Below are 26,983 nucleotides of genomic sequence, written 5' to 3'. Positions count from 1 at the left end.
CTGTAGTATGGAATGAGAAGAACGGGACCGTTAGTCCATATTTCTTTTTAGTGCTTCATAGAAGCCAAACTTGTGGAAATTGTACCACTGCTCCATCTCATTCTGTGCTTCTGGCTCTAGTGCTAAATAATACTGCTTCGCAAATTCAAGTGCTGCTGTTCCATTAGCGGTAATGATATTTTGATCACTCACTGCCTGCTCCATCCTATATGCTTCCTCATTTGTATAATTACCTTCAGCATATGACTGTAAGTCTTCTAGTCGATTACTCGTATGACTGACGCGGTTTAAGTATCGATTTTTCCCCAAAAATGTTGTGGCATCACAAATCGCACCAATGGGTACACTGTTTTCTAATCCTGTATCAATAATTTTTGTTATGCGTTTACTTTCGTCCTTACGCCAGGAATTACCACCAATTAAGACCAATCCGGAAAAGTCCAAAGGGAAATTAGTGATTGAGTAATCTGGAATAACCCTTAACCCGCCAATCGATTTAATGGGGTCTGTAGTTAGACTTAAAGTTTTAACTTCATATTTGCCCTCAGAAGAACCGTCATTTAGTTTGGCGGCTAGATAACTAAACTCCCAATCAGCAAATTCGTTTAATAAGACAAAAATAATGGTTTTTTGCACTTTAATTCCTCCTGTCAAGAATGTATGTTCCTATCATAGTAATCTTTATTAAAACAATAGTCAATAAATAGTATTCCTTTTACTGACAACCTTGTCCCATTTTGATGCTGACTTGATCATAGCGATAGCTGAAACAACCTGTTTAATCAAAAAAGCTGTCCTGCTTACCGGATTCATACCGAGTTGCAGAACAGCCATTATTTAATCATTTTCCACTCAATGCTTTCCTTAACGTTTCGATATTCCGTTCCATCAAGGACAAATAGTCTTCGTTATTTTTGATGTCATCGACTGTCAATACACCAAGATTATGCAGTGTAAGAGCTTCAGCGCCGATTTCTTTGCGCACAACTTCTGTTGGTTTGGATGAAACATTTTGTTCGAACAGGATATAGTGTACGTTTTGTTCTTTGGCCTGTTGAACAAGTGTCGCCAATTGTTTTTGTGAAGGCTCACTTTGCGAGTTCAAGCCGGCGATGGCGACTTGCTCAAGGCCATATGGATCGGCAATGTAACCAAATGCCGCATGGGAGACAAAGAACGTTTTGGATGGAGCATTGGATGCCATCTCTTGAAACTTCGCGTCGAGTTCGACTAGGTCTTTATTAAGTTGCTCAAAGTTTTTCTCGAATTCGTCTTTCATGTCAGGTGCTTTTTCAATCAGTTCATTTTTGATGGACGTTGCAAGTTCTACACTAAGTTTTGGCGAAATCCAAACGTGGGGATCAAGTGCGCCATGGTTATGACCTTCTTCGTCATGTCCCTCATCCTCGTGGTCATGTCCTTCTTCAAGCATTTCCTCAGAAATACCTTCTGCAGTCGCAATCATGTTGACATGTTCGTTTTTCAGCGTCTTTTCTGCTTTTTCTACAAAACCTTCAAGACCAAGTCCGATATAGAAGAATAGATCGGAATCTGCGAGTGCAATCATATCTTTTTGTGTAGGGTCGAATGTGTGTTCATCAGCACCCGGTGGGTAGATTGATTTAACATCGACATGCTCGCCGCCGATTCGTTCCGTGAAATATTGCAGAGGATAGACGGTTGTATAAACGGACAGTTTACCATCTTCAATTGCTACCTGTTCTTTAGTTACGTCCTTATTGCCACATGCAGCAAGTAGCAGCATGGTAAGCAATGAAATGATGACAATGATTTTTTTGTTCATTATTATGTATCCTCCGTTAAGTTAATAGTAATCGTTACGATTTAGGTAACTAGCTTTATCATCATACAAGAGAGTTGGGGATTTGGCAACTAGAAAGAAAACATTGTAGCAAAAGGGGCGGTCATTGCAATTTAATGTAAATAAAAAACGGCTCGGCAATCATGCCGAACCGCTTCTACTTTTTCACTATATTTTTTTCCGGTACTGGATCAAATCCGCCTTCATGAAATGGATGGCATTTGGAAATACGGCGCGCCGCCAGCCAAGAACCTTTGACCGCGCCATGTTTTTCGATAGCCTCGAGCCCATAATGTGAACAGGTCGGATAGAAACGACACGTAGGCGGCATTAACGGTGAAATTGCTTTTTGATACAATTTGATGATACCCATTAAGATTGTTTTCAAGTTCATAGCTCCCTATTCATGCTGTTATGTTTATTCTACTGGCTATAGAGGTAAATTAACAGGGAGATGAATTACAAGGAGAGGTTTTGTTATGTCGAAAGAACTTATTCAGGAATTGAACATTCAAGTATCCTCATGGTCAGTGATGTATGCAAAATTGCATAATTATCACTGGTACGTCAAAGGCAATCAGTTTTTCACACTGCATACAAAATTTGAGGAACTCTATAACGAAGCGACATTGCATATGGATGAAATCGCTGAACGTATTTTGACACTAGGCGGGAATCCGGCCGCTACATTGAAAGAACATCTAGAACAATCTGTTGTAAAAGAGGCAACAGGTAAAGAGCAGGCGGATGGTATGGTAAAAAATATCGCATCCGACTACGGTGAAATCATGCAATCATTGAAAAAAGGAATGGAATTGGCCGCACAGGCAGGAGATGACATGACAGAAGACGTATTGAATGCCACGTACCAAACGATTGAGAAGCACCAATGGATGCTTCGTGCATTTCTTGGTGATGGCCATAAATAATCGATTGCCCTTAAAAATAAACCTAAATTACCGATACTAAGGTAGTGAAGGAGTGAGGGCAGATGGAAATGAATTCAATCATGGCGAGCCAACTAAGAAGTTTGCAATCGCTTGTACAGATGAGCGTTTTAAACAAAACACTTACAATGAACACGAATACAGCAACAGAAATGCTAGAAATACTACCTGACCAACCTGCAGTAGCACATCCTACCAAAGGCGCTTCGATAGACGTAACAGCGTAAATCGAAACATAGACGTGCATCTCTAGAAAATGGGGATGCATGTTTTTGTTTTGATTGAACATCCTAAAAAGAAAAAAGGATGGTTTTGTATGGAGAAATATAAAATGTACGTTTCAGTTGTCAACCAGCAAGTGTATCATCATCCAGATGATTCACCGTGGGAGTACGAGGTAGAGGTGGCAAGGGAGTACGTGCCTATTTTTGATCGCCTTTTCATACAGGTCGATCAAATTGAATATCGAAACTTTCTGAAGAGCCATTTGCCGCTCTTACGTTTTCAGGATGCTAGTGGTAGTGAGGATGTGGATAATCGGATGATGAAGATCTATGCGCTCATCCATGAGTTTACGGATACCAAGTCGAAACAGTTCATTGAGAAATTACCGTACTTTCGTTAAACTAAACGAAAGGATGTGATGGGAATTCTTACATTTAGTGATGTGAACGGAGGACGTGTGGAGCTAACATTCGGGGATAATCATCTTGGAATGGAAGCTCGGCATGTACTTGTTGTATTGAAACAAAGTGGAAAATGGTTACTTACACGACATTCCATCCGAGGGGTGGAGTTTCCTGGTGGGAAGGCGGAACCAGGAGAGTCCATCGAGGAAGCAGCCATCCGTGAGACGATTGAGGAAACGGGCGTAACGATTCAGGATTTGGTTAAAGTAGCTGAATATATTGTGCAAAGTGACAGTACATTTTGTAAGGCGGTGTTTACAGCGAAAGTTGCCCAGATTGATGAACAGCCAACACTTCATGAAACGGAAGGCGCAATGTGGCTGACAAGCGATGAGTTGGATCAGTGTGAGGAATTGAGTTTTCATATGAAAGGGACGGGTATGGAAACGATTAGAGAGTGGGTTGAAAGGCATGAATCATGATGGCATCATCTTTCATCGCAGGCCTTATCCTTCACCAAACCCTTCCATTGCGCTGGAGGAAATCACCTATTGGTCGGATGGTTTGAAGGTCAAAGGGCTGTTAGCGGAACCTATTGCAGAAGGAAATTATGAAGGAATCCTATACTTACGAGGCGGCATGCAGCATGTTGGCATGGTACGTCCTGCGCGTATTGCCCAATTCGCATCGCAAGGATTTGTTGTGTTTGCCCCTTATTACCGCGGCAATCGTGGAGGCGAGGGTCGAGACGAATTCGCGGGTGCCGATCGGCAAGATGCAGTGAATGCGGTCGATGTGCTCAAGCAGCAACCAAAGACCAATTCGGAAAGGATTCACTTATTTGCCTTTTCACGCGGCGGTATTATGGCGCTTTGGACAGCCATTTTACGGGATGATATTACGTCAGTCGTTACATGGGCAGGGGTCTCTGATATCGTATTTACATATAATGAACGAAAAGATATGCGCCGCATGATGAAGCGGGTTATCGGCGGTACACCGAATAGCATGCCTGATGCATACCGGGAACGAACAGCACTGTTCCGTGTCAATAATATCGAAGCGCCCATCCTCATCATTCATGGGATGCTAGATACCAATGTATCCTTCCAACAAGCCGTTTTGCTTGAAGATGCTCTTCGGCAACATGACAAAGACTATGGAACTTGGTATTTTCCGGAGTACACGCATTTCATCCCTCCTGTTATGAATACAATGCTAGTTCGTGACTTATGTAAATGGATGCGAGGGAAAGGGCAATGAAAAAGCAGGTTCATAGTACAATGTAAACGATTAGCACTCTAGATGGATTATTGTTAATAGTATGACACTATTGAGGGAATATCGTTTTTAATGCAGAAATAAAGGGCTTTTTTGATGGAAATGCCAGTGTGGATATATTGGAATAAACAAAAAACAGTGTAGCACACGTGAAATGTGCTACACTGTTTTACATTATTAAGCAGTAGGTCCACCTTTGAGAGAAATATCCTCAGAAACCGTACCGAACTTTTTGAAGTTTTCACGGAACAGATCCGCTAATTCATTTGCTTTTTGGTCATAAGCAGCACCATCAGTCCAAGCATTGCGTGGGTTCAACACTTCTGTTGGAACGCCGTCGATAGCTGTTGGCATTTCAAGGCCGAATACATCGTTTGTTGTTGTTTCGACGTTGTTTAATGTCCCTGCAAGTGCTGCACGTACCATTGCGCGTGTGTGTTTCAGATCCATACGTTTACCAACGCCATATACGCCGCCAGTCCAGCCAGTGTTGACTAGGAATACTTGTGCATCATGCTCATCGATTTTCTTACCAAGCATTTCAGCATAGACTGTTGCATGGAGTGGTAAGAAAGGTGAACCGAAGCATGTTGAGAAAGTAGCTTCTGGTGATGTAATACCACGCTCAGTTCCTGCAAGTTTCGATGTGAAACCGCTTAGGAAGTGGTACATCGCTTGTTCTTTCGTCAACTTCGAGATCGGAGGCAATACACCGAACGCGTCTGCTGTTAAGAACACGATTGTTTTCGGATGACCCGCAACAGAAGGATCAACAATATTATCGATTGCTTGAATTGGGTAAGCTGCACGCGTATTTTCAGTCAGTGAACCATCATCGTAATTAGGAATACGTGTGTTAGGATCGACAACAACGTTTTCTAAAACTGAACCAAAACGGATGGCGCCAAAGATTTCAGGTTCTTTTTCCTGCGATAAATTAATACATTTAGCGTAGCAACCACCTTCAATATTGAACACACCCGTATCAGACCAACCGTGCTCATCGTCACCGATTAGTTTACGGTCTGCATCAGCAGAAAGCGTTGTTTTACCTGTACCAGAAAGACCGAAGAATAAGGCAACATCGCCGTCTTCTCCAACGTTAGCTGAACAGTGCATCGGCATAATACCGTTTTCAGGAAGCAAGTAGTTCATGATGGAGAAGATGGATTTTTTCATTTCTCCCGCATATTCAGTTCCGCCAATCAAGACAATACGTTTTTCCATCGACACGATGATGAAAGTCTCAGAATTGGTACCGTCAACAGCTGGATCTGCTTTGAAAGAAGGAGCTGATAGGATTGTAAATTGAGCTTCGTGATTCTTCAATTCCTCTTCCGATGGACGGATGAATAGGTTATGAACGAACAAGTTATGCCATGCAAACTCATTGACAACTTGAATCGCAAGACGTGAAGCCGGGTCTGCACCAGCAAATCCTTTGAAAACGAATAATTCGTCATTGCCTTTTAAATGATTAATGACCTTGCTATATAATGAATCGAAAATTTCGGAAGAGATTGGACGATTGACGCTACCCCAATCGATCTTGTCTTTAGAAGACGCTTCCTCGACGATATACTTATCTTTAGGAGAGCGCCCTGTATACTTGCCTGTTTGAGCCGTGACTGCACCATCCGCGGTAAGTTGTGCCTCCCCGCGTGCTGTTGCTTTTTCAACAAGTTGTGGAACAGAAAGCTGTACGTTCACGTTTTTTCCTAAAAGAAGATCCTTCAATTCGTCGCCAATTTTCGCTGATATCATAATTATGTACCATCCTTTGCGTATAGTCCCAATCAGTTTGGGTGACATCACATTCTTTGAATTAGTATAACACATTAAGAATAATAGTCTATACTAATTCAAACTGCAACTAATTATATGCGAAAAGCTAAAAAGAATTGACAAATATCGCTGTTTTTCGTAATATGGATACTTGAACGGATACTCTTATCCCGAGCTGGTGGAGGGGTCAGGCCCTATGAAACCCGGCAACCTGCATAGACATGGTGTCTGCGCGAAGGTGCCAAACCTGTAGCAAGACGTTTATCTGAATTCAGATAATGCCTCCGGCGGATGTCTTGTATGATAAGAGTGAAAGGTGCTTTTGAAATCATGCCCTTCACTCATGTAGTTAATACGTGAGTGAAGGGCTTTTTATATGATATCGCCCTTTATCCTCGTGTATAGAGCTCGCAGTGGCTTGTAGTTTCATTTCCTATAGGAATGGGACTCTACATGGGACATATGAGTACCGTATCAATCTCGTAGGATATAAGGAGGAACTAACATGACAAATCGTCGACTATTTACATCAGAATCAGTAACAGAGGGACATCCGGATAAAATGTGTGACCAGATCTCGGATGCCATTTTAGATGCGATTATTGCAGAAGATCCAAATGCACGTGTGGCATGTGAAACTACCATTACAACAGGACTTGTCCTTGTTGCGGGGGAAATTACAACGTCAACGTATGTGGATATTCCAAAAGTAGTTCGTGAAACGGTTAAAGAAATTGGTTACACACGTGCTAAATTTGGTTTCGATTGGGAGACATCTGCAGTCCTTACTGCGATTGACGAACAATCAGCTGACATTGCTGCGGGCGTTGACCAAGCACTTGAAGCGCGCGAAGGTTCTATGACAGACGATGAACTTGAAGCAATTGGTGCAGGTGACCAAGGTTTGATGTTCGGTTATGCTTGTAATGAAACACCAGAACTTATGCCACTTCCAATTAGCCTAGCGCACAAACTTTCACGCCGTCTTGCACAAGTACGTAAAGACGAGACGCTAGATTACTTACGCCCTGATGGGAAAACGCAAGTAACAGTAGAGTACGATGACGACAATAATCCAGTACGAATTGATACAATCGTCATTTCAACGCAACATCATCCAGAAGTGACGCTTGAGCAAATTCAGCGTGATATAAAAGAAGTTGTCATTGGCGCGGTTGTACCAGCCGAATTGATTGACGACAATACAAAATACTTCATTAACCCGACAGGCCGCTTTGTAATCGGTGGACCACAAGGGGATGCGGGTCTAACAGGCCGCAAGATCATCGTTGACACATACGGTGGCTACGCACGTCATGGTGGCGGCGCGTTCTCTGGGAAAGATGCAACAAAAGTCGACCGTTCGGCTTCTTATGCAGCTCGTTATGTTGCAAAAAACATCGTGGCTGCAGAACTTGCAGACCGTTGTGAAGTGCAACTTGCCTATGCAATTGGCGTAGCGCAACCTGTATCGATTTCAATCGATACATTCGGAACAGGCACAGTAGCGGAAAGCAAATTAGTTGAGCTTGTACGTGGATTATTCGATCTACGTCCAGCCGGCATCATTAAAATGCTTGACCTACGTCGTCCAATTTACAAACAAACTGCTGCGTATGGTCACTTCGGTCGTACAGACATCGATTTACCATGGGAGCAGACTGATAGAGCTGCTGCGTTGAAAGAACAAGCAGGACAGTAATAGAATTAAAGAAAGCACAGCAAGTGGGGCTATCCCGCTTGCTGTGCTTTTTTTTAGGTTGTTTTCGTAAGGATTGTTGATATTTAATAAAAATCGGTATAAGATTTAACACTTGTTATAATAGAATAAGTTTTGAAACATTAAGAGGATTTGACCCGTCTAACTTTAAAAGAAGGCTTAAGATCAACGCCATTTAAGCATAACCAATTTTAACTACTAAAGAAGTTGGTGAGTATATGAATCAAACCGTTAAAAAATATAAAAAGAATATTCCATATATCTATTTGATTATTTTGACGGCAGTCTTTGAAATCTATTTATTCACCAATGCTACACCGTACGAAGCAATTAATAAGATAAGGTTCTACTGTTACATTTTGATGATTTTTGCATTCATATCCTGGCGTTGGTTTCGGACATATAAACCATTTTGGGTGAATGCGGCATTCACAGGCTTTATCATCAGTTTGGTGGTTATTCAGAATTATATGCTACCCCCATTAACCTACGAGGAAGCACAAAGACTTGTCGGCGAACAGTATCAAATAGTTCCCGAAAAGACGCATATGCCTGTCTTGTGGAGTGAAAAAGGAACTGATCTTTATCTGATCATTGGCTATGTAGATGGAGAAAAAAGGTTCTTTTCTGTTAATCCTATTACAGAACAAATTGGGGAACTTGGAAATTTAGATTCCTCTCCTATCTCAAAATAAATTAATCTGGTGACACAGTCACTCATCCAATGAAGTGTTTGTTTGAGTGACTTTATAATAGGAAAAGCACAGTAAGTGGGGCTATCCCGCTTGCTGTGCTTTTTTGGTGGATTCAAACATCCGATTTACTTTTATTCTTTAATATCATGGTGTGCTTAACAATCGATAGTATCGCTATTAAACAGACGCCGAGGTAAGCAACCCATGTAAACGTACTTAGAGTTTCGGAATTGATAAATTTCATTACCGTTGAAACTAATAATATGACAGATAAAATCAACATAAATAGTGGTCTTTTCAAATAATCACTCCGTTATTTAGAATCAAAGTTAGGGTTGTACCATTGTCTTTCGGAAGTAATTTTAGCTGTATCTTCACTCACTATAATATAACAGATGTATCTTGAAAACATCATTATTTCATTTTACGGTGAAATAAATTTATTAATGAAATGTCCCATCGTTGACATAGTTTATACGACTTCAGATTCCGTGGATGATAGTGGATAGTAAACCATATTTTAAGGGGGAGTAAATGTTATACTTGTTATATAAATCTGACTGCTTTTCAATAAAATCAGTCTTCCGCCAGTAGGTCAGATTGTGGAACAAGAGGGGGCTGAATAGATGTTCAAGAGAGCTCTAATTAATTTTTTATTGTTTATCCTTACGCTAACGGTTTTACAGTGGTTATTCCGACCAGAAATTCGTTGGGGTGAGAATATTGTGCTTACAAGCATTGCATTGTTTATATTTTTTTCTGTGGAATCGTTGATTAAACTTTATAAGAAAGCTAAAAAATAAATTTCTGGCACTTTAACAAATGTTCGCGTGATACAGCTATGCCAAAATTATTCCGGATTGTGGGAAAATGAAGTATGAACTTTAGGAGGATGTTGTATGTTCGTTGTAAATGTAGAAGGAGCTATCCAATGTAATGGTAAATGGCTTTTAATTCGAAGAAGTGAGAAGGAGGAGCATGCTGGAGGTTCTCTTTCACTAGTTGGTGGGAAATGTGAAATCGAAGGAAATTCATCTGATATTCTTGAACGGACTTTAAAACGGGAAGTGTTAGAAGAAGTAGGCATTGAAGTAACAGCTCTCAGGTATGTAAATAGTTCTTCTTTTGTTACTGAATCCGGGATAAATGTAATTGATATCGTTTTCTTATGTCATCTTGAATCAGGAGAACCATACGCTAAAAGCACAGAAGAGGTTGATGAGGTTATTTGGATGACTACTTCAGAAATTCTTGCCCAAGCGGATATGCCTGCATATCTAAAGAATAACATTAAACTAGCAGAGAAAATGCTACAGAATATTTTATAATCTATTTTTGGAGTGATTCAGTTGAAGAAAATCTATGTGATACGGCATTGTGAAGCGGAGGGTCAGTCATCCGAATCTCCACTCACTGCAAGAGGCTATAGACAGGCAAGTGAATTAGCTACATTTTTTGAGAATGTTAACGTTGAACGAATTATTTCGAGTCCCTACAAGCGTGCCGTTCAAACCATACAACCACTTGCAGAACGGTTAAATGTTGAAATTGAAATGAATAGCCAATTAGAAGAACGTGTACTCAGTACAGAATCGTTCCCAGATTGGCTTGAAAAGTTAAGAAAAACATTCGATAATCCTGACTTGAAATTTGAAGGTGGAGAGTCTAGTGAAGAAGCTGCAAATCGAATTGGGGAAGTTGTAGAAGGTGTTTTCAAAAGCGAGTTTGAAAATAGTATAATTGTGACACACGGGAATTTAATGGCATTGCTTCTAAATCATTATAATAAACAGTTCGGATTTGATGAATGGGCAACCCTTAGTAATCCTGACATATACCTTTTACATTCAGATAGCAACGGGGTAAATTTTGAACGGATAAGAAATGAACTAGCGGAGTGAAAGCGATATTGATGTGTACTACAATCGGACCATTTGCTTCAGAAGGAGAGGTTAATTACGGAGAAACATTGTTGTGAGACTATGGATTACCATGCAAATTTCAAATGTGAGTTGCATATTGATCCATTTGAATGTCCTGATAAAATAATCATTTTTTCTACTAAAGATAATGACTACGGTTTGATTATTCATGATGGTGGTTCTTCGAGTATAGGAATTGAATTTTGTCCGTGGTGTGGTTCAAAATTATAATTAGTTGTTCAGCAATCGGACGCTTTACCCAAATAACAAATTGTTAGGGCAAGAGAATTAGAATTAAGTCCAATCCCAGCTAATTTTATTGGATGAGACAAGGTATCCTATTAATTCTTCTTCGAGTAAAGGGGGCGGCATTTTAATATTATACATTTAATGGAGCTGGTTCAAATAGATAAAATGGAAGTCCTTGGGGAATTGAAAATAGTAAAGGAAAGCTTATACACTACTTTTCCTTATAGAGCTACCGATAAGATACAGGAAGATTTTATTAAAGAGTTAACCGAAGAGGATTGTCTAACGGGCGATTTAAACACATATTGGATGAATATTGCAGGAAGTTTAAGTTATGTTCTTAGAGGAAATTCAAAAGAAATCCCACATGGCCAGATTGAATGGCTTCATTTATCTTTTTTTGATATTTTTCCTCAATATAGATTTTTAGAAGGAAGAGCAGCTGAATATCCAACGTTTTATGAAGTATATTTAAATAATGAAAAAGCACGGAAATTAATAATAGACTATTTATACATCAACTAATTCTTTACGGTTAGCGAGCACGTTAATCAAAAATCGGTCACGTCCTCTAGAATTGGGTTAGATTGTCGGAAGAATAACGGGAGAAATTTAAGCGAAAGGGAGTTTTTTTAATGAAACAAGCTTTACTAATCATCGATGCACAACAAGAATTAATGGACGGTAATGATAAAGAAAAAAGTGTTTTTAATAAGACTACTCTGCTGGATAATATAAATTCAGCGGTGAAAAAGGCATTGGTCTCAGATAGCTTAGTCATTTTCATACGAGACAAAGATGTTGCAGAAGGCAGTGGTGTAGGATTCGACATTCATCAAAAAATTGATATCCCCCAAGATGCCAAAATCTTTGATAAAGAGGCGACAAATTCGTTTTACGGTACTCCATTATTGGATTTTTTACAAGAGAACATGGTTGAACATCTTGTTGTTATGGGATGCAAGACAGAACATTGTATCGATACCGCTGTTAGGACAGCGACAGTAAATGGCTTCGATGTCACCTTAGTAGGGGATGGTCATTCAACAACGGATTCCCAGTCTCTAACTGCTGAGAAGATTATAGCCCATCATAATGAAATCCTTCATGGCCATTACAATGTCGATAATTTCTCAGTGGTTAGAAATACAAATGATGATCTGTTTCAACCTAATCACAGTGATTATCGATAAATGACTTTTGCACTTGGATTTGTGAAAAGGCTATAGAAAGAGGCGAATACATGAATAAAATTAAATCCATAGTTATTTGTTCAACTATCGTACTACTAATATTGTTTGGTATTACTTTTTTTGAATACCTATTTTTAAGGTTACTTGGATTACAATATAATTCAATCAGTGCTATAGTGTTATTCTTTGTACTGTATGTATTCCTTGAAATACCTCTTTCTCTCATTACAAATGCGATACCAAAAGCTTTGAAATCTGTTGGTATGATTCAATCAAGTAAGGGTTGGTTGTCATTTATTTTGAATACCAGTCTCACTTTTGTGTTAATAGAGTTAATCGATACCTTTATGGTGAATATTGAGATTGCTCTGCAAGGATCACTCATATTTGCACTGATTTCTGGTTATTTTAATTGGACATTAAGAGAAAATGACAAAGAACCACCAGATATTGATAGCAAAGAGTTCAGAGAAATAGAGAATAAATTTAATTCCCAAATGAAAAGGTAACGTTAGCACAATAACTACAGGTTATTTAACGGGCTAGAATATAGTTTGAATCTCTTGGGAGGTATAAAAGATTGGGGATACTCAGTAGTAAATGGTTTGAAAAGATGTTTTTGACTACTTGTTGGTTACTATTGATTTGGTTTATTATAGGTTTTGTCTTCGTGGGTGGCTATATTTTTCTGTTGTTCATGGAGGAACTTCAGGTAATGTGAAGTCTGTTTTCAATTATATATGTTGAACTTATGATACTCGCCTGATCTCCAGTGAAGGCGCCTGGGGTAGCCGAAGCGATAAGCATCCCCAAGCGTTGTAGATAGGATTCTTTCATTCAACGTATTTAGACGTGAAAATTTTCGACTTATATCTGATAATTACACTTTGCTACGGGGGTACTTATGAAAACTCACTATTATTTAGGTTGGTTTAGCAACTTTTTTCCAGAGAGTCTGGGCAAGGTGTTACAGGAGGACATAACTGATAGAAAATCGCTTGCTATGATTAGCTCGAATCCATCTATTAATGAAGATGACGGTGCTTTTGAACGCTCGTGGCTTGACCAGGCTGGCATTATGTTTGATGAATATCATTTAATTAATTATCGCGTACAGAAGGAAGATGCCCAAGCGTTCATTCAAAATGCTTCAGTCGTTTTCTTGTTGGGTGGAAATATTCTTAAACAAAATGGTTTTTTGATGGAGTATGAATTATCGGATTCCATTAAAAAAAGCAGAGCTGTTGTAATGGGAGCAAGTGCTGGTGCGATCAACATGTCCTCAAAATGGTTATGCTCGAAAAACTTTGGAGATAAAGTTGAAGTAAGCTCTGTTTACGACGGAATCGGCCTTGACGATTTTTCCGTCTTGTCTCATTTTGATCTAGAAAATAACATGGAGCTGGTTCAACGTGAACTGTCCCCCTTATCGGAAGAAATGAATATTTATGCGTCGAACAAAGATTGTGCAGTTCGTGTAAAGGGCGACGAAATCGACATTTTTGGCAATGTGTATTTAATTTCCCACTCAAAGATTCGGAAACTGGATGAGACGCTCTAGTTGTGGGATATCATAAGCCTAATTCCTTGTTTAAGATACGAAGGAGTTAGGCTTTTTTCTCTTTCAAAATCCTTAATGCTGTAAATTTGTACTTTTTTGACGCTAACCTTTAAGTAAACTTATTCGCAACGAGTTGTCCATTCTTATGGCTTTATTCAGAAAGGGCATTGCTAGTGGGGATAATCCTGCGTATAATGCTTTCTTTGTGAATACCAAAAAAACAGTATAGAACTATATAATGAAACTATTCCGATTACATTTCGTGTACTACATACTGGGAGGGATTTATTTTGCGGAAATGGGTCATCTTAATCATCGTTATTGTCCTAGGTGGAGCTATGTTCATCACATGGCTTGAGGAGAGAAATTTAAAAGTTACGGGTAATACATTAAATAGTATCCCGGATATTGATTCCATTGTGGTAAAGGATGGCAAAACAAAAGAAGAAGAAGTTTTAACTTTAACGAACGCAGGGACTTCTTTCTCTCCCAGTATGGCAGAAATTTATGAGTTGCCTATCATTGATTTGAAGTGGTCGGAAAGAAAGTTATTGAAAGGAGAACCAATCCTATTGGTCGAGTATTTAACAAATAATGAGGTTCGATTTTCAGTAGGTATTTATGAATTGAAAGATGAACATAAGGCTATCCTATCCAACTATAATCCGTCGGGGATAAGATCATATAGTTACAGTTATTCCCCAAAAGAAAAGAATACGACCTATATTTTTGCGATTAAAGAAAATTATCAACTGCTGGGCGTGAATGAAGGAATGAAAGAATTATTGAATATAGTAAGTTCGAAAATGGATACAAGTGATTCATTGGATTTAATTGAACTTTAAAAGCATTTTATAATTGATAAAATACAGGTGTGGGGTTGATTTGAAGAATTCTAAGATCACCTAGTTACCCCGAAATATCTGTTCGAAATCAACGAGGAGTGGTACATATGATAAAGACCATAACCGTATCGGCGACAAAATCCATTATGACTAAGTCTGGAGTTGTACTAACGGAGCCGTGGGGTTCTTCCATGTATTTTAATTCACCGATGGAAAATCGAGTTAGATTCGCAACAGAATATTTTAGAGAAATTCGAGTAAAAGGAATCCAATCCTTTATCAATTACCTTACAGTGAATGAGCCAACTGTCGATTTGTTCATTTCTCTGGAATATAATAGAAGAAATAAATATATCACAAATAATTTATCCAATCGCTTACGGTTAAAGAATTGGAAGGAATACAAAGTCACGAGTGAAGAAGTTGATTTTGAAAAGGGCTTTGGCAAAGTTGCTTTCATAAAAGATGTTTTAGTAAATGATTTGATGTTATATACAACAGATGTACTTCTCTGGAAAAATGATCGCGCCTCCAGAGCTTTATTTATTATTGTTACGAGTAAGTATCTAATCCATTTCGGGGGGAGTGGAGACGTCATCAACACACTTTCTACAGAGCCAAAGAATATTGATGACTTGAAGATGAATTATAAAGGTATTTTCGATACTGTTTATGACGCGCCTATGGAATGAGTTTATCGTATAATGACCTGATTGATAATCGCTAGCCTACAATAGTATGAAAGAGGTCGTCTAAAGTGGATAAAATCATACGTGTGTAAGGTGATGTCTTCGTGAATTCTAAAAATGATAAAAGTCTGTTTGAGGAGGATAACTATCATGCCTTTGGGTATTATTGGATTGGTATTGTTATTGGGAGTCGTTGGTTTTATTGTGTTAGTTGGTTTAGTCATCTTTTTATTAATAAAAAAGTAAGAGCTGTTGCTAGTTTAGAATGAAGTTTGATCATCAATCACTCTAAATCATTGATTTTACTACATATAGAAAGCTATCGTTTTGAATAAAGATCAAAACGATAGCTTTCTTTTTTATACTTTTTTCTTACATTTCACAAGTATGAAATTTATGGAAGGTGTATTTTTCATGTGCTTATTGGGTTCGTCAATCCCTGTAGACTCTACTAGGCCATATTTTTCGAAATCCTGTTTTATGGAGTCGGAATCATAAAAAAACATTTTCAAGCCTTCCATGACCTCGAAATAGTCTGTATCCAATTCTTTTCCTTTTCCAAACATGGGAGCTTTTTTTGAAACGGTTGTAAAAATCATATATCCATTGGGCTTTAACTGATTGTAGCAGTCTTGAATAAACTGATCTCTTTCACGCTTATTCAATAAGTGAAGAAGTGCATGGCAAAATATAGCGTCATAGCGTTTATTGTCAAATGGCATGTCAGTGACTGAGCCATGAAAAATACCCATATCAAGCCCGTTTTGTCTCGCCAAATCAATCGCTGTTTTTGAAATCTCAATACCTGTTACGTTTATTCCATTGTCTATAAAAACCTTTGCGTTTCTACCATATCCAATACCTGGTATTAGTATATCCTTAATATTATTTTCAAGGAAAAAGTCCTTTGTCACGATTGCAGAGTCTGTTGGTTCAAATCCCCACATCGTTTGTTTTTCTATAAAACTGGATTCCCAGAATTCCGTCATATATCTCTCACCTTTATGTTTTAGTTTAAATAAGTATATTACAGACTCTTTATATCTGCAATTAATAAAAACCATCTCACCTCAAGAAATCTATAGAGGTGAGATGGTTTTTAACAGAAGGCTCTGTTGTTATTTTTGGAGCCCTTTATAATACTGCCCTTTTTCAGCATACTCGCGCACAATTCGTTCCATGTCCTTGCGATCTTCTTCGTTTAGCTCGCGCACGACTTTAACAGGTGAACCGAATGCGAGTGAGTTGGCTGGAATCTTTTTGCCTGGCGGAACCAAACTGCCTGCTCCGATGAAAGCCCCTTCTCCGATTTCAGCGCCGTCTAAAATAATGGATCCCATCCCGATGAGCGCTCCTTTTTTGACCGTACAACTATGTAGTGTAACATTGTGACCGATTGTAACTTCGTCCTCCAGAATGAGTGGAACTTGTGGACTTTGGTGAAGACAACATAAATCTTGGATATTCACTTTACGTCCGATAATTACGGGTGAAACGTCACCGCGAATCACCGTATTGAACCAAATCGTCGATTCGGGACCAATCGTGACGTCGCCTGAAATGGTTGTATAATCTGCGATGAAAACGGATGGATCAATCACAGGTGTTTTACCGTTAAATGGATAAATCATAGTGTTCTCCTCTTTTCTCGATATCGTGTATAATTATCTTAACAAACTTCATGTTTTAAGAGAACCGATAAGGAGTGGATATCCATGTGGAAATGGGAAGCAGAAGGGCAGCCAAAAGCTGTTGTAGCTATCGTTCATAATGCGTATGAACACCATAGTCGATACGCATGGCTTATACAAAAACTTCGAAGTGCCGGTTTTCATGTGGTCACGGGTGATTTACCAGGGCACGGGGCAGCAGGGAAAAAGATCCACGATGAGCGGTTCGATGCATATGTTACCTATGTGAAGAAACTAGTGGAAGTCGCTTTGCATGACAATTTGCCATTATTCATTATGGGACATGGACTGGGCGCAACGATTGTGATGCGTATGATACGAGCGAAGAAATTTGAATGTGCTGGATTTATTTTTAGCTCGCCATGGTTAACACTGAAGCAGCAACCTGCGAAGTTTTCGGGGTTACTGTCAAAATTGACGCCCTCAATGAAAGTCAATCATGACATTAGCATTGAGCTATTGACGCGGAACGTTGATTTATATGTAGACGCGCACCAAGATCGACAGTATAACCCTGTTGCGACAGGTAGCTGGTTTAAGGAATTGCAGGCTTTTATGAAGTCCGTAGCCCAGTATGAAGGGACGATTCCTGACGTGCCGTTACTTGTCCATACTGCAGGGAACGATAAAATCGCAAATTCTGCACAGACAAAAAAATGGTTGATGCAACAAAACCTTTCAGAATGTCAATATAAAGAATGGAAACACCTCTATCATGATGTGTTTCAAGAACCTGAGCGTGAAGAAGTGTATCTCTATACGGAATCATTTATGAATAACGTGTTGCGGTCACTTGGATATATCGTATAAGAAACGCCAGTGCACGGCGTTTCTATTTTTATATTGGATAAACCAAGCGGATATAAAGGAATCTTTTATTTTCGAACTAAGGGAGTGTTTTATTTGACGACAATTGGATTTGTACGACACGGTGTAACGGCTTGGAATAAAGAAGGACGAGCGCAGGGGAGTTCAGATATTCCATTAGATGATGAAGGCATTGCAATGGCGGAGTATGTTGCGAAAAGGCTTGCTGAGGAACAATGGGATGTCGTTTATACGAGTCCTTTGATCCGTGCGAAAAAGACGGCAGAAATTATTCTAGAGCGTAAGCCGGGTGTTTCACTACTTGAAGACAATCGCCTACGTGAATTTGGTGGGGGCTTGATCGAAGGGACGACCGAGGTAGAAAGGCTTGAAAAATGGGGAGAGTCTTGGCGGGACCTAGAGCTTGGCGTTGAACCGAATGATGAAATTATTTCACGTGGCATGGCATTTATAGAAGATATGAAAACAGCGCATCCTGGTCAGCGGGTGTTGGTTGTCAGCCACGGAGGGTTTATCAAACGATTGGTTGGGGCACTTGTTCCTGACGAGGAGCTCGAGAACAAGCTTGATAATACATCGGTGACAGTTGTCGAACTTCAAGAACATGAAAATCTTTGTAGTTTGTTTAATTGTACAAAGCATCTAGAGCGTGAAAATTAATTGTAGCTAAACCGTCTTTCTGGAAATGGAGGGCGGTTTATTTTTCTAGGAAACTTTTTTAGTTTAGCAGGAGTCATATGAGTAGGAATAGAATACAATGTATAGGATAAAATAGTGTAAATATATTCGGACGGAGGAAATCAATTGAAGGAAACAAGCAAACGCGAACTGATTTCGTGGATACAATCGCTTGCTATTGCATTTATCATCGCGATTGGGATTCGCCAATTTTTATTTACACCGGTCATCGTTTCGGGTCAATCAATGGAGCCAACTTTTGAAAATGAAAATAAAATTGTCATATCGAAAATTCATAAAATCAATCGTTTTGACATGATTGTGTTCCATGCCCCTCATTCAACGGAAGATTACATAAAAAGAGTCATAGGGCTTCCAGGAGATGTCGTTGTCATGAAAGATGACAAGCTTTATATTAACGGCAAGGAATACGAAGAAGACTATATCCAAGCGAATAAAGAGAAGGTTTTTGAAGGTCAAAAATTAACACAAGATTTTGAAGTTGAAGTGCCGGAGGGATACTTATATGTCCTTGGTGATAATAGAAGACATAGTACGGATAGTCGGGAACTAGGCGTCATTGATGAAAAGTCAGTTGTTGGCTCTGTAGCATTCAGATTCTATCCGTTTCGTGAGATTGGGATTCCGAAGTGATGAATCAGCGTTCTTTACTTCTCGGCATTGACGGTCTTGGTGGATCTGGGAAAACGACATATGCGCATCAATTGCAGCAACAGCTCAAGCATTCAATTGTCGTTCATCTAGATGATTTTATTCATATGGAGAAGGTTCGTTATAATGAAGACTTTGAAGAGTGGTATGGCTATTATTATTTGCAATGGCGATACGATTATTTGATTGACAAACTGCTTGCGCCTTTGAAAAATGGTTTAGCGATACATGAAAAAATTGAATTATATGATAAAGAAATGGACAGCTATATCATGCAGGAAATTGAAATTCCAGTGGGAACGACTGTAATTGTGGAAGGAGTCTTTCTACAACGCCCGGAATTAAGGGCCTACTTCGATCGCGTCATCTATCTTGATGTGGATCGGGGGACGAGGCTCAAGCGTGTTATCAACAGGGATACGTATATTGGAAGTAGCGAGGAAATTGTCCGAAAGTATAACAAGCGGTATTTTCCGGCAGAAGACATGTATATAGCGCAATGCAATCCGTTAGCGTTGGCAGATGCAGTAGATCATCAAGTGAAGGAGCGAGTATTTTGGAATTTCCGAAGTTAACGACGCCACGACTTCGTTTGACTGAAGTGCAAGTGGAGCATGCCCCCGCAATGTTCGAAATCTTCTCGAACCCTGAAGTGGTGAAATATTATGGGATGGACCCATTTCAAGAGTTGGTGCAAGCTGAAAAGATCGTCCAGCATTTTAAGACTAGCTTTGAAACAAAAAGAGGTATCCGTTGGGCGATTATCAGTAAGAATGACAATCGCTTTGTCGGTACAATTGGCCTGAATAACTTAGCCTTAGGCATGAAAAAGGCGGAAGTTGGATTTGAAATTCATCCTGACTTTTGGAGAAGTGGGATAACGTCTGAGGCATTGCGGGCGGTTTTAGGGTATTCATTTGAAGAACTGGGTCTTCATCGAATCGGAGCCGTTACATTTCCTGCAAATGATGCATCTACGGGACTTTTGAAGAAACAAGGATTTCTTGAAGAAGGCAAGTTGCGAAGCTATCTGTTTCAGAACGGACACTCTCATGATGCGTTGGTGTTTTCGCTGTTACGTGAGGAATGGCAGGCTAACTGAATAGGGAAATCATAAAGAACCTCTACATTCATGTGGGGGTTTTTGGCATGCGTAGAACTGCTAAGGCGGTGATAACCACTAACTGGTTCAGGCCACGCTCACTTTTTGACCAGATTAGTCTACAAACGAGCATTCGTATGGTAAATTAAGAGCAGTGCAAGTAAAAGGAGTTTCAGCGTGATGACAGATTTTTTTGAACGAAAAAAGCAACAATTAAATATAGTGTTAAACGATGTGCAAAAGAAGGCGGTGCTGCAAACGGAAGGGCCGCTTCTTCTATTGGCATGCCCGGGTTCTGGGAAAACAACGACGATGATTATGCGAATTGGTTATTTAATTGAGGAAAAGCATGTGGATCCGAAACGCATTAAGGCTATTACATTTAGCCGGGCATCTGCGCGCGATATGACAGAGCGTTTTAGTCGATTTTTCCCTGATAGTGAACCGGTCGATTTTTCCACCATTCATAGTTTGGCATTTACCATTGCGCGTAGCTATTTGACGGCAAGCGGTACGACTTTTGATTTGATTGAAGGTGGGGGAAAAGGACGGCAGCCAGTTAATAAGGCCTTTTTATTGAAAGGAATTTATAAAGAAGTACTAAAAGAGGATTGTACAGACGATGAGTTGGCGTCATTATCTACTTTTATTAGTTCCATAAAAAACAGAATGGTTCCCCTCGAACAATGGGAGGCGTTGAAAGGTCCAGTCGATAAGGCGGGACGTATGGCGCGCAAGTATGAGCAATATAAGTCGAGGACACCAGGGCATCTGTTGCTCGATTTTGACGATATGCTAACGATTGCAGAACAGGCGTTGAGAGATGATGAGCAGCTGAGTGAACGTTTCCGTAATCTCTATGATTATTTATTGACCGACGAAAGCCAGGATACGTCACTTGTTCAGCATAAGATTGTGGAACATCTTGTGGCGCATCATGGAAATCTTTGCGTCGTGGCTGACGATGACCAATCCATCTATACATGGCGTGGTGCCGAACCGGATTATCTGTTGGATTTTAAGAAGGTCTATCCTGATGCACAAGTGCTCATGATGGAACGCAATTATCGTTCGTCAAAAGAAATTGTCGAGTTGACCTCGAATTTCATTAAGCGAAACCAGAAGCGGTATCCGAAAGACATGCATACGGAAAATGAGGCGATGGTGCCGATTTATATTCGACAACTGGATAATCCGAAGAGTCAGCTTGATTACGTGACCTATGAATTGCTAGGGGAAACGAATTTGAATGAGGTTGCCATTCTGTTTCGCAATAATTCTTCTTCGACCATGTATGTCAATGAACTGCATCGACGTGGTATCCCGTTTTATATGAAAGACGCGGATGACAAGTTTTTCTCCCACTGGATTGTGGAAGACATCTTGAATTTTATGCGACTTAGTTTCAATACGGAACGGAAAGACATCTTCGCCAAAATTGTGATGAAAATGAATCTTTTTATCTCACGGAGTATGCTGACGCAATTTGAAAATACAGCTACAACAGGGAATGTCTTTGATGCTTTTATTCAAACGGTTGATTTGAAGGACAGCCAAGTGGCAAAGATGAAGGATTATAAAAAAGGCTACGCTGTTATTCCAGATATGCGGCCAGGACGCGTGATCCAGCTGATTCGGAACGATTTGGGTTATGAGGCGGCGCTGAAAAGTAGGGCTGAAAAGTTTGGCTATCGGATCGATCATCTCCTAAGCATTCTCGATACGCTCGAAGGAATCGCCTCCCAACTACGGACGATGGTGGAATTTGCGACGCGATTGAAAGAGCTCGAACAAGCTGTTCAAAATGCCAAGTTTAATCCGGCAGAAAACGCGGTCACGTTATCGACGTTACATAGTGCCAAAGGGCTCGAATTCCGTCGCGTTTTCATGATTGATTTGTTAAAAGGGATGATTCCTTCTGAGGAAGATGAAAATGACGCGGCGATGTTAGAAGAAGCGCGTCGTCTCTTTTACGTGGGTATGACGCGGGCGAAAGAGCGGCTTGAGTTGCTGTCATACGGTCAGGACGAAGGGAAACCAAAAGAAGATTCCAGGTTTTTAAATGAAGTGCGGGGTCTCCTCCTGAAACCAAGTAAAGTGAGCAATGCCCAGACATCGGTAAAAGTTTCGAAAGCGGCTGTCCCGCTCAATCCAGACGGTATTCAACGACGCGAGGACCTCACCGTCGGAACAATCGTCAAACATCGCGTCTTTGGACAAGGTGAAATTACAGTGCGTGATGGTAATGAAATTCATATTCAATTTGGTGAAATCGACAAGCGTCTCGATCTTGAAACGGTACTTTCCCTACGGCTACTTGAAAAGGTGTCCATATGAAAAATATCCTGTGGATTGGTTTGGCTGGCATGGCGGGGGCAATTGCGCGGGTATTGCTAGGACAGTTTGTTCATAGTGATTCAGGATTTCCAATGGCAACACTGCTGATCAATCTAGTGGGGACGTTCGTATTATGTTTTATCGTTACTGGAGCTTGTCGTAAGCTCGGTGCCAATCAACAGCTACAAACTGCGGTCACGACTGGGTTTCTTGGGTCATTTACCACGTTTTCAGCATTGAGTATGGAGACTGTTTTATTGGTGGAAAGTGGACAAGTTATAATGGCTATCGCATACATAGTCTTCAGTATCATTGGCGGACTTGCTGCTGGGGCATTCGGGTTTTATCTCGGTGACAAGAAGGTGCGGACATGATGTTTTTGGATTTGGTCATGGTTGGTATTGGCGGCTTTTTGGGTGCTGTTATCCGGTATGTTATTGCAACAAAGATGAATCATTCCGCCAGTATTCCTGTTGGCACATTAGCTGTCAATCTCACCGGCGCGCTATTGATTGGGTTCGTCTTTGGTATGGAATTATCAAGGGGCTGGACATTATTGTTGGCTTTGGGATTTGCCGGCGCACTCACGACATTTTCGACGTTGAATAAAGAACTTATAGAATTGTGGAGAAATGGTAAAAAGGCTCATGCTGTATGCTATTTGTTGGTGACCTATGGCGTGGGCATCATGCTGGCGGCGCTCGGGTATGTAATCGCTAAATAAGTAGGTGCCTCCATGGCATGGACCCCTACAAAATGGATTTGATTTAATCAAAAAAGGATGAATGAGAATGGCAAAAAGAGAAAAGAAAAATAATATAAGCAACATCATAAAATCACTAGTAGTAATTGTTGTCGTTGCAATTGCAGCCATCTTTTTCCCAGAGTTATTTGCGGAAGAGGAAGAGACACCTAGTCAGTCCGATTTAATACCAGTGGAGCTGGTCAAGACGATTGACGGGGATACGATTAGAATTAAGTACGAGGGCAAGGAACAAAATGTTCGTTACTTGCTCATTGACACGCCTGAAACGAATCATCCGCAGCTTGGCAAACAGCCTTTTGGTCAGAAAGCGAAAGAACGTAATACAGAGCTGATGAATAGTGGAAAACTCGAAATCGAATTTGATATCGGAGAACGAGTTGATAAATATGGTCGATTACTAGCCTATATTTATATTGATGGCGTGAGTGTTCAAGAGAAGTTGTTGGAGGAAGGATTGGCACGGGTAGGCTATGTGTACCCACCAAATACGCGCCATCTTGATGCATTTGAAAAAGCACAAGAGAAGGCGAAGACAGCGGGCATTGGCATTTGGACGTTGGAAGACTATGTAACAGAGCGTGGGTTTGATAGTAAGACGTATCCGGAGGGGAAATAGAAGAGCGATCAATATGGAGGAGCCGCTTGTAAGGGTCCGTGGAAGGCACATGAACTTATTCATGTGCCTATTCGATTTTTTGCGGTATCTATAAATACTTCACTTTTATCATGCAATCTTTACTTCATCTTTATTTCATCATCATCCTATCTTCATCTATAAAGATTATTCTACATGAAGAAGATAGTAGGGGTGTGACGTTTGTAAGGGATTCATATCCTGAAGTAAAGGAACACGAAAAAATTGCGAAAACCGAGTTAGTAAATGAAACGTCTGATTGGGTAAGATAAAAAAAGGGTAAAGCTTCTAAAGAGGGTGAGGGATAAAGATCATGCAACCAAAAATATTAATAGTGGAAGATGAAGCCATTTTGCGCGAAATTATTAAAGATTACTTATTAAACGAAGGCTATGAAGTTTTTGAAGCAATCGATGGAGAACAGGCATTATCTTTATTCAGTGAACATGCGTTTCATTTAATCATTCTTGATATTATGTTGCCGAAAGTCGATGGATGGTCTGTTTGCCGAAGAATTCGTAAGGACTCAACCGTCCCAATCATCATGCTTACGGCCCGAGTGGATGAGGACGATACGTTACTGGGGTTTGAATTAGGCGCAGACGATTATGTTGCGAAACCATACAGTCCTCTCGTTTTATTAGCTAGAGTAAAACGCCTTCTGAAAAATCGGTATCAATTGAATGAGTCAGCAAAAGATACATTAACAACAAATGGGGTTTTTGTAGACTTTACCTCACGAACAGTGACGGTTGATGGAGAGAATATCAATTTGACGCATACCGAATTTGAGATCTTAACGTACTTAATGCAAAATCAAGGTATTGTTATAACAAGAGAACAACTATTAGTAAAGATTTGGGGTTATGAATACAACGGTGACGATCGAACAATTAATACACATATGCGTAATTTACGCACGAAATTAGGCCGTAAGTCTAAACTGATTACAACGATTATACGCACAGGTTATAAATTCGAGAAAAGCCTATGAAAAGTCGGATTGTCTTCAAGTTATTTCTCCTAACCACTGCTTTATGTTTGTTAATTACAGGCACAATATATATTGGTCAAACAATCTTCTTTAAGCAATATTATGCGAATCGTAAGGTAGATGACCTGACAACAAATATTCAATCCTTTATAAAAAAGTATGAAGAAAGTGATGGCAACATTCAAGTCACTCAACAATTAGAGCAAGAGTTTTATCGGAATCATAATGCATGGATAACACTATTAGATCACAATGGGGCTATAAAAACAGCGAATGACTTTTACGTAGAACTTAGTATAGAAAGTACGTTAATGCCCTTAACCGATCAAACCATTACCATTCCACTTTATCACTTAGTCAAAGTAGAAGATGCTCTGAAAAATGAGCCTACACTTTCGATAGGTGATATTGTAGAGCTTTATACTATTGAAAAAACTAATAATGTAGTTCCATTTTATTTGAAACAGAATCAGGAAAAGGCTGTTTGGATAAATCAGCCTACTTGGTCAAAATTAAGAGATTTCTTTCAAATTCAAAAAGAAATATCAATTTTGGAGGATTATCTTGCTAAATATAATTATTTAGAAGAAAAAAATTCGGATATTCAAATAAACCGGATAATAGGAAATGTGATAAATGTTCAATTACCTGATATCAATAATGTATCAAGTACTATTTATAACAATAGTTTGTTCATGGATCGCATTAATGAATTTCAGACGAACTTATTATTCAATCGTAATGATGAAAAGCCTGGAACGATCAAAACACTCGACTTTCAGCAAAATGATATTAAGTATAAGATTTTTATTGATACGATAACAGATCGAAATGGCGAAACAAACTATATCTTTGCAATGGCGTCACTCCAACCAGTGGACGAAGCTGTGCAAATGGTAAAGGACTATTATGTATATATAATTGTATTTGTTTTATTGCTCACACTGCTAGCCTCTTTTTATTTTTCAATTAAGATTGCCAGACCATTATTGAAAATAAATAACACAACAAAAAAGATTGCAAACTTAGACTTTACGGAACGAATTGAATATCATTCCAACGATGAAATCGGCGATTTATCGAAAAATATAAACCTTCTTTCTAATACGCTTCATGCACACATTGAACAATTAAACAAAGACATCGAGAAAGAAAAGCAACTAGAATATACAAGAAAAGAATTTATTTCAGGGGTTTCACATGAGCTAAAAACACCGCTTAGTATTATGAAAAGCTGTATTTCAATACTAAATGATGGGGTTGCCAGTCATAAGAAGGATTATTATTTTGAAGCATTGGATAAAGAAGTCGACAAAATGGATCATATGATTGTTGATATGCTCGAATTGGCGAAATTTGAATCAGGCACCTACAAAATGAAAATGGAAACGTTTTATATAGATGAGGCTATTAAACAAATCTATGAAGGATTATTAATGGAGATAACCAAAAAACAACTTCAAGTTTACATGGAACTCTCTAATGTTGAAGTGATTGCTAATCAGCAGCGTATTAAACAAGTGATTACAAACTTTGTTATAAATGCCATACGTTATACTCCGGAAAAGGAAGCTATTTTTATCACGACAATTGAGGAAGATAAACAGGTGAAAATATGTATTGAGAATAAAGGTACCTCTATCTCAAGTGATCAAATTGATAAAATATGGGATCGTTTTTACCGAGGAGATATGTCTCGACACCGTTCAGAAGGGGGAACAGGTTTAGGGCTTGCAATTTCTAAAAATATTTTAGAGCTTCATGGGATGGAATATGGAGTCAGTAATACGGAGGATGGGGTATTATTTTTCTTTTATATAAATAAAAAAATCTAAAAGGATAAACATTTGAGAGGCCAGTTAAGATGGCCTCTCAAATGTTTTATATTTTATTCCAACCTTAATCTTGTACCCGAGCAATTCAGATTATATTAAAAGTTTATC

General features: G+C 39.4%; 34 protein-coding genes and 1 riboswitch. Of the genes, 28 read left to right on the top strand and 6 right to left on the bottom strand.

From position 1 onward, the window contains the following. Positions 1 to 30: 30 nt before the first annotated feature. The 3 genes from ACIQ0H_RS18505 to yidD form a co-directional block, all read right to left on the bottom strand. The gene (locus ACIQ0H_RS18505) at positions 31 to 636 is read right to left on the bottom strand and encodes a type 1 glutamine amidotransferase family protein (protein WP_403418027.1); all 606 of its coding nucleotides are present in this window, start codon (positions 634 to 636) and stop codon (positions 31 to 33) included. Between the two features lie 205 nt (positions 637 to 841). After that, positions 842 to 1,804 (bottom strand): metal ABC transporter substrate-binding protein, encoded by a 963-nt coding sequence (locus ACIQ0H_RS18500; RefSeq protein WP_403418024.1) that lies wholly within the window; start codon positions 1,802 to 1,804, stop codon positions 842 to 844. A 175-nt stretch (positions 1,805 to 1,979) separates the two neighbouring features. Continuing rightward, positions 1,980 to 2,210, bottom strand: coding sequence for a membrane protein insertion efficiency factor YidD (gene yidD, locus ACIQ0H_RS18495; protein ID WP_403418022.1), 231 nt, complete (start codon positions 2,208 to 2,210; stop codon positions 1,980 to 1,982). A gap of 91 nt (positions 2,211 to 2,301) precedes the next feature. Between yidD and ACIQ0H_RS18490 the strand changes: the two genes are divergently transcribed. The 5 genes from ACIQ0H_RS18490 to ACIQ0H_RS18470 all read left to right on the top strand — a co-directional run bounded on the left by ACIQ0H_RS18490 (position 2,302) and on the right by ACIQ0H_RS18470 (position 4,661). Continuing rightward, positions 2,302 to 2,751: a Dps family protein gene (locus ACIQ0H_RS18490; RefSeq protein ID WP_403418019.1), complete on the top strand. Its 450-nt coding sequence runs from the start codon at positions 2,302 to 2,304 to the stop codon at positions 2,749 to 2,751. Positions 2,752 to 2,813: 62 nt separating this feature from the next. Then, a complete protein-coding gene (locus tag ACIQ0H_RS18485) occupies positions 2,814 to 2,996 on the top strand; it encodes a putative motility protein (protein WP_403418016.1) in 183 nt (60 codons plus the stop codon). A gap of 89 nt (positions 2,997 to 3,085) precedes the next feature. Then, entirely contained in the window at positions 3,086 to 3,394 is a 309-nt protein-coding gene (locus tag ACIQ0H_RS18480; RefSeq protein WP_403418013.1) for a transposase, read from the top strand. A gap of 18 nt (positions 3,395 to 3,412) precedes the next feature. Further along, the gene (locus ACIQ0H_RS18475) at positions 3,413 to 3,880 is read left to right on the top strand and encodes an NUDIX domain-containing protein (protein WP_403418011.1); all 468 of its coding nucleotides are present in this window, start codon (positions 3,413 to 3,415) and stop codon (positions 3,878 to 3,880) included. Then, a complete protein-coding gene (locus ACIQ0H_RS18470; RefSeq protein WP_403418058.1) occupies positions 3,870 to 4,661 on the top strand; it encodes an alpha/beta hydrolase family protein in 792 nt (263 codons plus the stop codon). Before ACIQ0H_RS18475 ends, ACIQ0H_RS18470 begins: the two co-directional genes overlap by 11 nt. A 195-nt stretch (positions 4,662 to 4,856) precedes the next feature. Here ACIQ0H_RS18470 and pckA read toward each other — a convergent pair whose 3' ends face one another. After that, positions 4,857 to 6,443, bottom strand: a complete 1,587-nt coding sequence (gene pckA, locus ACIQ0H_RS18465; RefSeq protein WP_403418008.1) for a phosphoenolpyruvate carboxykinase (ATP) — start codon at positions 6,441 to 6,443, stop codon at positions 4,857 to 4,859. 183 nt (positions 6,444 to 6,626) lie between these two features. After that, positions 6,627 to 6,746: riboswitch (SAM riboswitch) on the top strand. A gap of 223 nt (positions 6,747 to 6,969) precedes the next feature. Here pckA and metK point away from each other — a divergent pair. The 12 genes from metK (at position 6,970) to ACIQ0H_RS18405 (ending at position 15,607) form a co-directional block, all read left to right on the top strand. Continuing rightward, entirely contained in the window at positions 6,970 to 8,166 is a 1,197-nt protein-coding gene (gene metK, locus ACIQ0H_RS18460; protein WP_403418006.1) for a methionine adenosyltransferase, read from the top strand. 236 nt (positions 8,167 to 8,402) lie between these two features. Then, complete coding sequence (locus tag ACIQ0H_RS18455; protein WP_403418004.1) at positions 8,403 to 8,879, top strand: hypothetical protein; 477 nt, start codon at positions 8,403 to 8,405, stop codon at positions 8,877 to 8,879. An 899-nt stretch (positions 8,880 to 9,778) separates the two neighbouring features. Next, on the top strand, positions 9,779 to 10,207 hold the full coding sequence (locus ACIQ0H_RS18450; protein WP_403418001.1) for an NUDIX hydrolase: 429 nt from the start codon (positions 9,779 to 9,781) through the stop codon (positions 10,205 to 10,207). A 21-nt stretch (positions 10,208 to 10,228) separates the two neighbouring features. After that, the gene (locus ACIQ0H_RS18445; RefSeq protein WP_403418000.1) at positions 10,229 to 10,780 is read left to right on the top strand and encodes a histidine phosphatase family protein; all 552 of its coding nucleotides are present in this window, start codon (positions 10,229 to 10,231) and stop codon (positions 10,778 to 10,780) included. Between the two features lie 33 nt (positions 10,781 to 10,813). Continuing rightward, the gene (locus tag ACIQ0H_RS18440) at positions 10,814 to 11,032 is read left to right on the top strand and encodes a DUF6980 family protein (protein ID WP_403417997.1); all 219 of its coding nucleotides are present in this window, start codon (positions 10,814 to 10,816) and stop codon (positions 11,030 to 11,032) included. Positions 11,033 to 11,191: 159 nt separating this feature from the next. Beyond that, the gene (locus ACIQ0H_RS18435; protein WP_403417995.1) at positions 11,192 to 11,575 is read left to right on the top strand and encodes a YxiJ family protein; all 384 of its coding nucleotides are present in this window, start codon (positions 11,192 to 11,194) and stop codon (positions 11,573 to 11,575) included. Between the two features lie 110 nt (positions 11,576 to 11,685). Then, on the top strand, positions 11,686 to 12,243 hold the full coding sequence (locus ACIQ0H_RS18430; RefSeq protein ID WP_403417992.1) for a cysteine hydrolase family protein: 558 nt from the start codon (positions 11,686 to 11,688) through the stop codon (positions 12,241 to 12,243). Between the two features lie 50 nt (positions 12,244 to 12,293). Further along, positions 12,294 to 12,752, top strand: coding sequence for a YrvL family regulatory protein (locus ACIQ0H_RS18425; RefSeq protein WP_403417990.1), 459 nt, complete (start codon positions 12,294 to 12,296; stop codon positions 12,750 to 12,752). Positions 12,753 to 13,147: 395 nt separating this feature from the next. After that, the gene (locus ACIQ0H_RS18420) at positions 13,148 to 13,804 is read left to right on the top strand and encodes a Type 1 glutamine amidotransferase-like domain-containing protein (protein WP_403417987.1); all 657 of its coding nucleotides are present in this window, start codon (positions 13,148 to 13,150) and stop codon (positions 13,802 to 13,804) included. A 290-nt stretch (positions 13,805 to 14,094) separates the two neighbouring features. Then, positions 14,095 to 14,649 (top strand): hypothetical protein, encoded by a 555-nt coding sequence (locus tag ACIQ0H_RS18415; protein WP_403417984.1) that lies wholly within the window; start codon positions 14,095 to 14,097, stop codon positions 14,647 to 14,649. A gap of 107 nt (positions 14,650 to 14,756) precedes the next feature. Beyond that, positions 14,757 to 15,341: a hypothetical protein gene (locus ACIQ0H_RS18410; protein ID WP_403417981.1), complete on the top strand. Its 585-nt coding sequence runs from the start codon at positions 14,757 to 14,759 to the stop codon at positions 15,339 to 15,341. A gap of 101 nt (positions 15,342 to 15,442) precedes the next feature. Continuing rightward, on the top strand, positions 15,443 to 15,607 hold the full coding sequence (locus tag ACIQ0H_RS18405; protein ID WP_403417978.1) for a hypothetical protein: 165 nt from the start codon (positions 15,443 to 15,445) through the stop codon (positions 15,605 to 15,607). Positions 15,608 to 15,697: 90 nt separating this feature from the next. Here the strand turns inward: ACIQ0H_RS18405 and ACIQ0H_RS18400 are convergent, their stop codons facing one another. Continuing rightward, positions 15,698 to 16,327, bottom strand: coding sequence for a class I SAM-dependent methyltransferase (locus ACIQ0H_RS18400; RefSeq protein ID WP_403418055.1), 630 nt, complete (start codon positions 16,325 to 16,327; stop codon positions 15,698 to 15,700). A 129-nt stretch (positions 16,328 to 16,456) separates the two neighbouring features. Next, entirely contained in the window at positions 16,457 to 16,969 is a 513-nt protein-coding gene (locus ACIQ0H_RS18395) for a gamma carbonic anhydrase (RefSeq protein ID WP_403417975.1), read from the bottom strand. An 84-nt stretch (positions 16,970 to 17,053) separates the two neighbouring features. Between ACIQ0H_RS18395 and ACIQ0H_RS18390 the strand changes: the two genes are divergently transcribed. From ACIQ0H_RS18390 to ACIQ0H_RS18340, 11 genes are all read left to right on the top strand, one after another. Then, positions 17,054 to 17,839, top strand: coding sequence for an alpha/beta hydrolase (locus tag ACIQ0H_RS18390; protein ID WP_403417974.1), 786 nt, complete (start codon positions 17,054 to 17,056; stop codon positions 17,837 to 17,839). Between the two features lie 84 nt (positions 17,840 to 17,923). After that, on the top strand, positions 17,924 to 18,517 hold the full coding sequence (locus ACIQ0H_RS18385; protein ID WP_403418053.1) for a histidine phosphatase family protein: 594 nt from the start codon (positions 17,924 to 17,926) through the stop codon (positions 18,515 to 18,517). Between the two features lie 144 nt (positions 18,518 to 18,661). After that, complete coding sequence (lepB, locus tag ACIQ0H_RS18380; RefSeq protein ID WP_403417971.1) at positions 18,662 to 19,189, top strand: signal peptidase I; 528 nt, start codon at positions 18,662 to 18,664, stop codon at positions 19,187 to 19,189. After that, a complete protein-coding gene (locus tag ACIQ0H_RS18375) occupies positions 19,189 to 19,782 on the top strand; it encodes a nucleoside/nucleotide kinase family protein (protein ID WP_403417968.1) in 594 nt (197 codons plus the stop codon). The genes lepB and ACIQ0H_RS18375 overlap by 1 nt, the downstream gene beginning before the upstream one ends. Beyond that, the gene (locus ACIQ0H_RS18370; RefSeq protein ID WP_403417966.1) at positions 19,764 to 20,309 is read left to right on the top strand and encodes a GNAT family N-acetyltransferase; all 546 of its coding nucleotides are present in this window, start codon (positions 19,764 to 19,766) and stop codon (positions 20,307 to 20,309) included. Before ACIQ0H_RS18375 ends, ACIQ0H_RS18370 begins: the two co-directional genes overlap by 19 nt. 180 nt (positions 20,310 to 20,489) lie before the next feature. Beyond that, positions 20,490 to 22,646, top strand: a complete 2,157-nt coding sequence (locus ACIQ0H_RS18365) for an ATP-dependent helicase (protein WP_403417964.1) — start codon at positions 20,490 to 20,492, stop codon at positions 22,644 to 22,646. Beyond that, entirely contained in the window at positions 22,643 to 23,020 is a 378-nt protein-coding gene (gene crcB, locus ACIQ0H_RS18360) for a fluoride efflux transporter CrcB (RefSeq protein ID WP_403417961.1), read from the top strand. Before ACIQ0H_RS18365 ends, crcB (ACIQ0H_RS18360) begins: the two co-directional genes overlap by 4 nt. After that, positions 23,017 to 23,370, top strand: a complete 354-nt coding sequence (crcB, locus tag ACIQ0H_RS18355; RefSeq protein WP_403417958.1) for a fluoride efflux transporter CrcB — start codon at positions 23,017 to 23,019, stop codon at positions 23,368 to 23,370. The genes crcB (ACIQ0H_RS18360) and crcB (ACIQ0H_RS18355) overlap by 4 nt, the downstream gene beginning before the upstream one ends. A 67-nt stretch (positions 23,371 to 23,437) precedes the next feature. Beyond that, on the top strand, positions 23,438 to 24,028 hold the full coding sequence (locus ACIQ0H_RS18350) for a thermonuclease family protein (RefSeq protein WP_403417955.1): 591 nt from the start codon (positions 23,438 to 23,440) through the stop codon (positions 24,026 to 24,028). Positions 24,029 to 24,359: 331 nt separating this feature from the next. After that, entirely contained in the window at positions 24,360 to 25,040 is a 681-nt protein-coding gene (locus tag ACIQ0H_RS18345; protein WP_403417952.1) for a response regulator transcription factor, read from the top strand. After that, positions 25,037 to 26,875 carry a sensor histidine kinase gene (locus tag ACIQ0H_RS18340; protein WP_403417949.1) on the top strand — a complete coding sequence of 613 codons (1,839 nt, stop codon included), beginning with the start codon at positions 25,037 to 25,039 and terminating at the stop codon, positions 26,873 to 26,875. The genes ACIQ0H_RS18345 and ACIQ0H_RS18340 overlap by 4 nt, the downstream gene beginning before the upstream one ends. The last annotated feature ends 108 nt before the right edge of the window (positions 26,876 to 26,983 follow it).

Origin of the sequence: Sporosarcina sp. NPDC096371 (assembly GCF_044762865.1) — a bacterium.
In the GTDB taxonomy this organism is placed as follows: domain Bacteria; phylum Bacillota; class Bacilli; order Bacillales_A; family Planococcaceae; genus Sporosarcina.
Note: the sequence above shows the minus strand (reverse complement) of the source record. Positions and strands in the feature narration are given on the sequence as shown.

Bases quoted from the DNA above. Each gene is read 5' to 3' on its own strand.
- ACIQ0H_RS18500 (WP_403418024.1), bottom strand. From the start codon at position 1,804: ATGAACAAAAAAATCATTGTCATCATTTCATTGCTTACCATGCTGCTA.
- ACIQ0H_RS18490 (WP_403418019.1), top strand. From the start codon at position 2,302: ATGTCGAAAGAACTTATTCAGGAATTGAACATTCAAGTATCCTCATGG.
- ACIQ0H_RS18485 (WP_403418016.1), top strand. From the start codon at position 2,814: ATGGAAATGAATTCAATCATGGCGAGCCAACTAAGAAGTTTGCAATCG.
- ACIQ0H_RS18480 (WP_403418013.1), top strand. From the start codon at position 3,086: ATGGAGAAATATAAAATGTACGTTTCAGTTGTCAACCAGCAAGTGTAT.
- ACIQ0H_RS18475 (WP_403418011.1), top strand. From the start codon at position 3,413: ATGGGAATTCTTACATTTAGTGATGTGAACGGAGGACGTGTGGAGCTA.
- ACIQ0H_RS18470 (WP_403418058.1), top strand. From the start codon at position 3,870: ATGAATCATGATGGCATCATCTTTCATCGCAGGCCTTATCCTTCACCA.
- pckA (WP_403418008.1), bottom strand. From the start codon at position 6,443: ATGATATCAGCGAAAATTGGCGACGAATTGAAGGATCTTCTTTTAGGA.
- metK (WP_403418006.1), top strand. From the start codon at position 6,970: ATGACAAATCGTCGACTATTTACATCAGAATCAGTAACAGAGGGACAT.
- ACIQ0H_RS18455 (WP_403418004.1), top strand. From the start codon at position 8,403: ATGAATCAAACCGTTAAAAAATATAAAAAGAATATTCCATATATCTAT.
- ACIQ0H_RS18450 (WP_403418001.1), top strand. From the start codon at position 9,779: ATGTTCGTTGTAAATGTAGAAGGAGCTATCCAATGTAATGGTAAATGG.
- ACIQ0H_RS18435 (WP_403417995.1), top strand. From the start codon at position 11,192: ATGGAGCTGGTTCAAATAGATAAAATGGAAGTCCTTGGGGAATTGAAA.
- ACIQ0H_RS18430 (WP_403417992.1), top strand. From the start codon at position 11,686: ATGAAACAAGCTTTACTAATCATCGATGCACAACAAGAATTAATGGAC.
- ACIQ0H_RS18425 (WP_403417990.1), top strand. From the start codon at position 12,294: ATGAATAAAATTAAATCCATAGTTATTTGTTCAACTATCGTACTACTA.
- ACIQ0H_RS18420 (WP_403417987.1), top strand. From the start codon at position 13,148: ATGAAAACTCACTATTATTTAGGTTGGTTTAGCAACTTTTTTCCAGAG.
- ACIQ0H_RS18410 (WP_403417981.1), top strand. From the start codon at position 14,757: ATGATAAAGACCATAACCGTATCGGCGACAAAATCCATTATGACTAAG.
- ACIQ0H_RS18400 (WP_403418055.1), bottom strand. From the start codon at position 16,327: ATGACGGAATTCTGGGAATCCAGTTTTATAGAAAAACAAACGATGTGG.
- ACIQ0H_RS18395 (WP_403417975.1), bottom strand. From the start codon at position 16,969: ATGATTTATCCATTTAACGGTAAAACACCTGTGATTGATCCATCCGTT.
- ACIQ0H_RS18390 (WP_403417974.1), top strand. From the start codon at position 17,054: ATGTGGAAATGGGAAGCAGAAGGGCAGCCAAAAGCTGTTGTAGCTATC.
- ACIQ0H_RS18375 (WP_403417968.1), top strand. From the start codon at position 19,189: ATGAATCAGCGTTCTTTACTTCTCGGCATTGACGGTCTTGGTGGATCT.
- ACIQ0H_RS18365 (WP_403417964.1), top strand. From the start codon at position 20,490: ATGACAGATTTTTTTGAACGAAAAAAGCAACAATTAAATATAGTGTTA.
- crcB (WP_403417961.1), top strand. From the start codon at position 22,643: ATGAAAAATATCCTGTGGATTGGTTTGGCTGGCATGGCGGGGGCAATT.
- crcB (WP_403417958.1), top strand. From the start codon at position 23,017: ATGATGTTTTTGGATTTGGTCATGGTTGGTATTGGCGGCTTTTTGGGT.
- ACIQ0H_RS18350 (WP_403417955.1), top strand. From the start codon at position 23,438: ATGGCAAAAAGAGAAAAGAAAAATAATATAAGCAACATCATAAAATCA.
- ACIQ0H_RS18345 (WP_403417952.1), top strand. From the start codon at position 24,360: ATGCAACCAAAAATATTAATAGTGGAAGATGAAGCCATTTTGCGCGAA.
- ACIQ0H_RS18340 (WP_403417949.1), top strand. From the start codon at position 25,037: ATGAAAAGTCGGATTGTCTTCAAGTTATTTCTCCTAACCACTGCTTTA.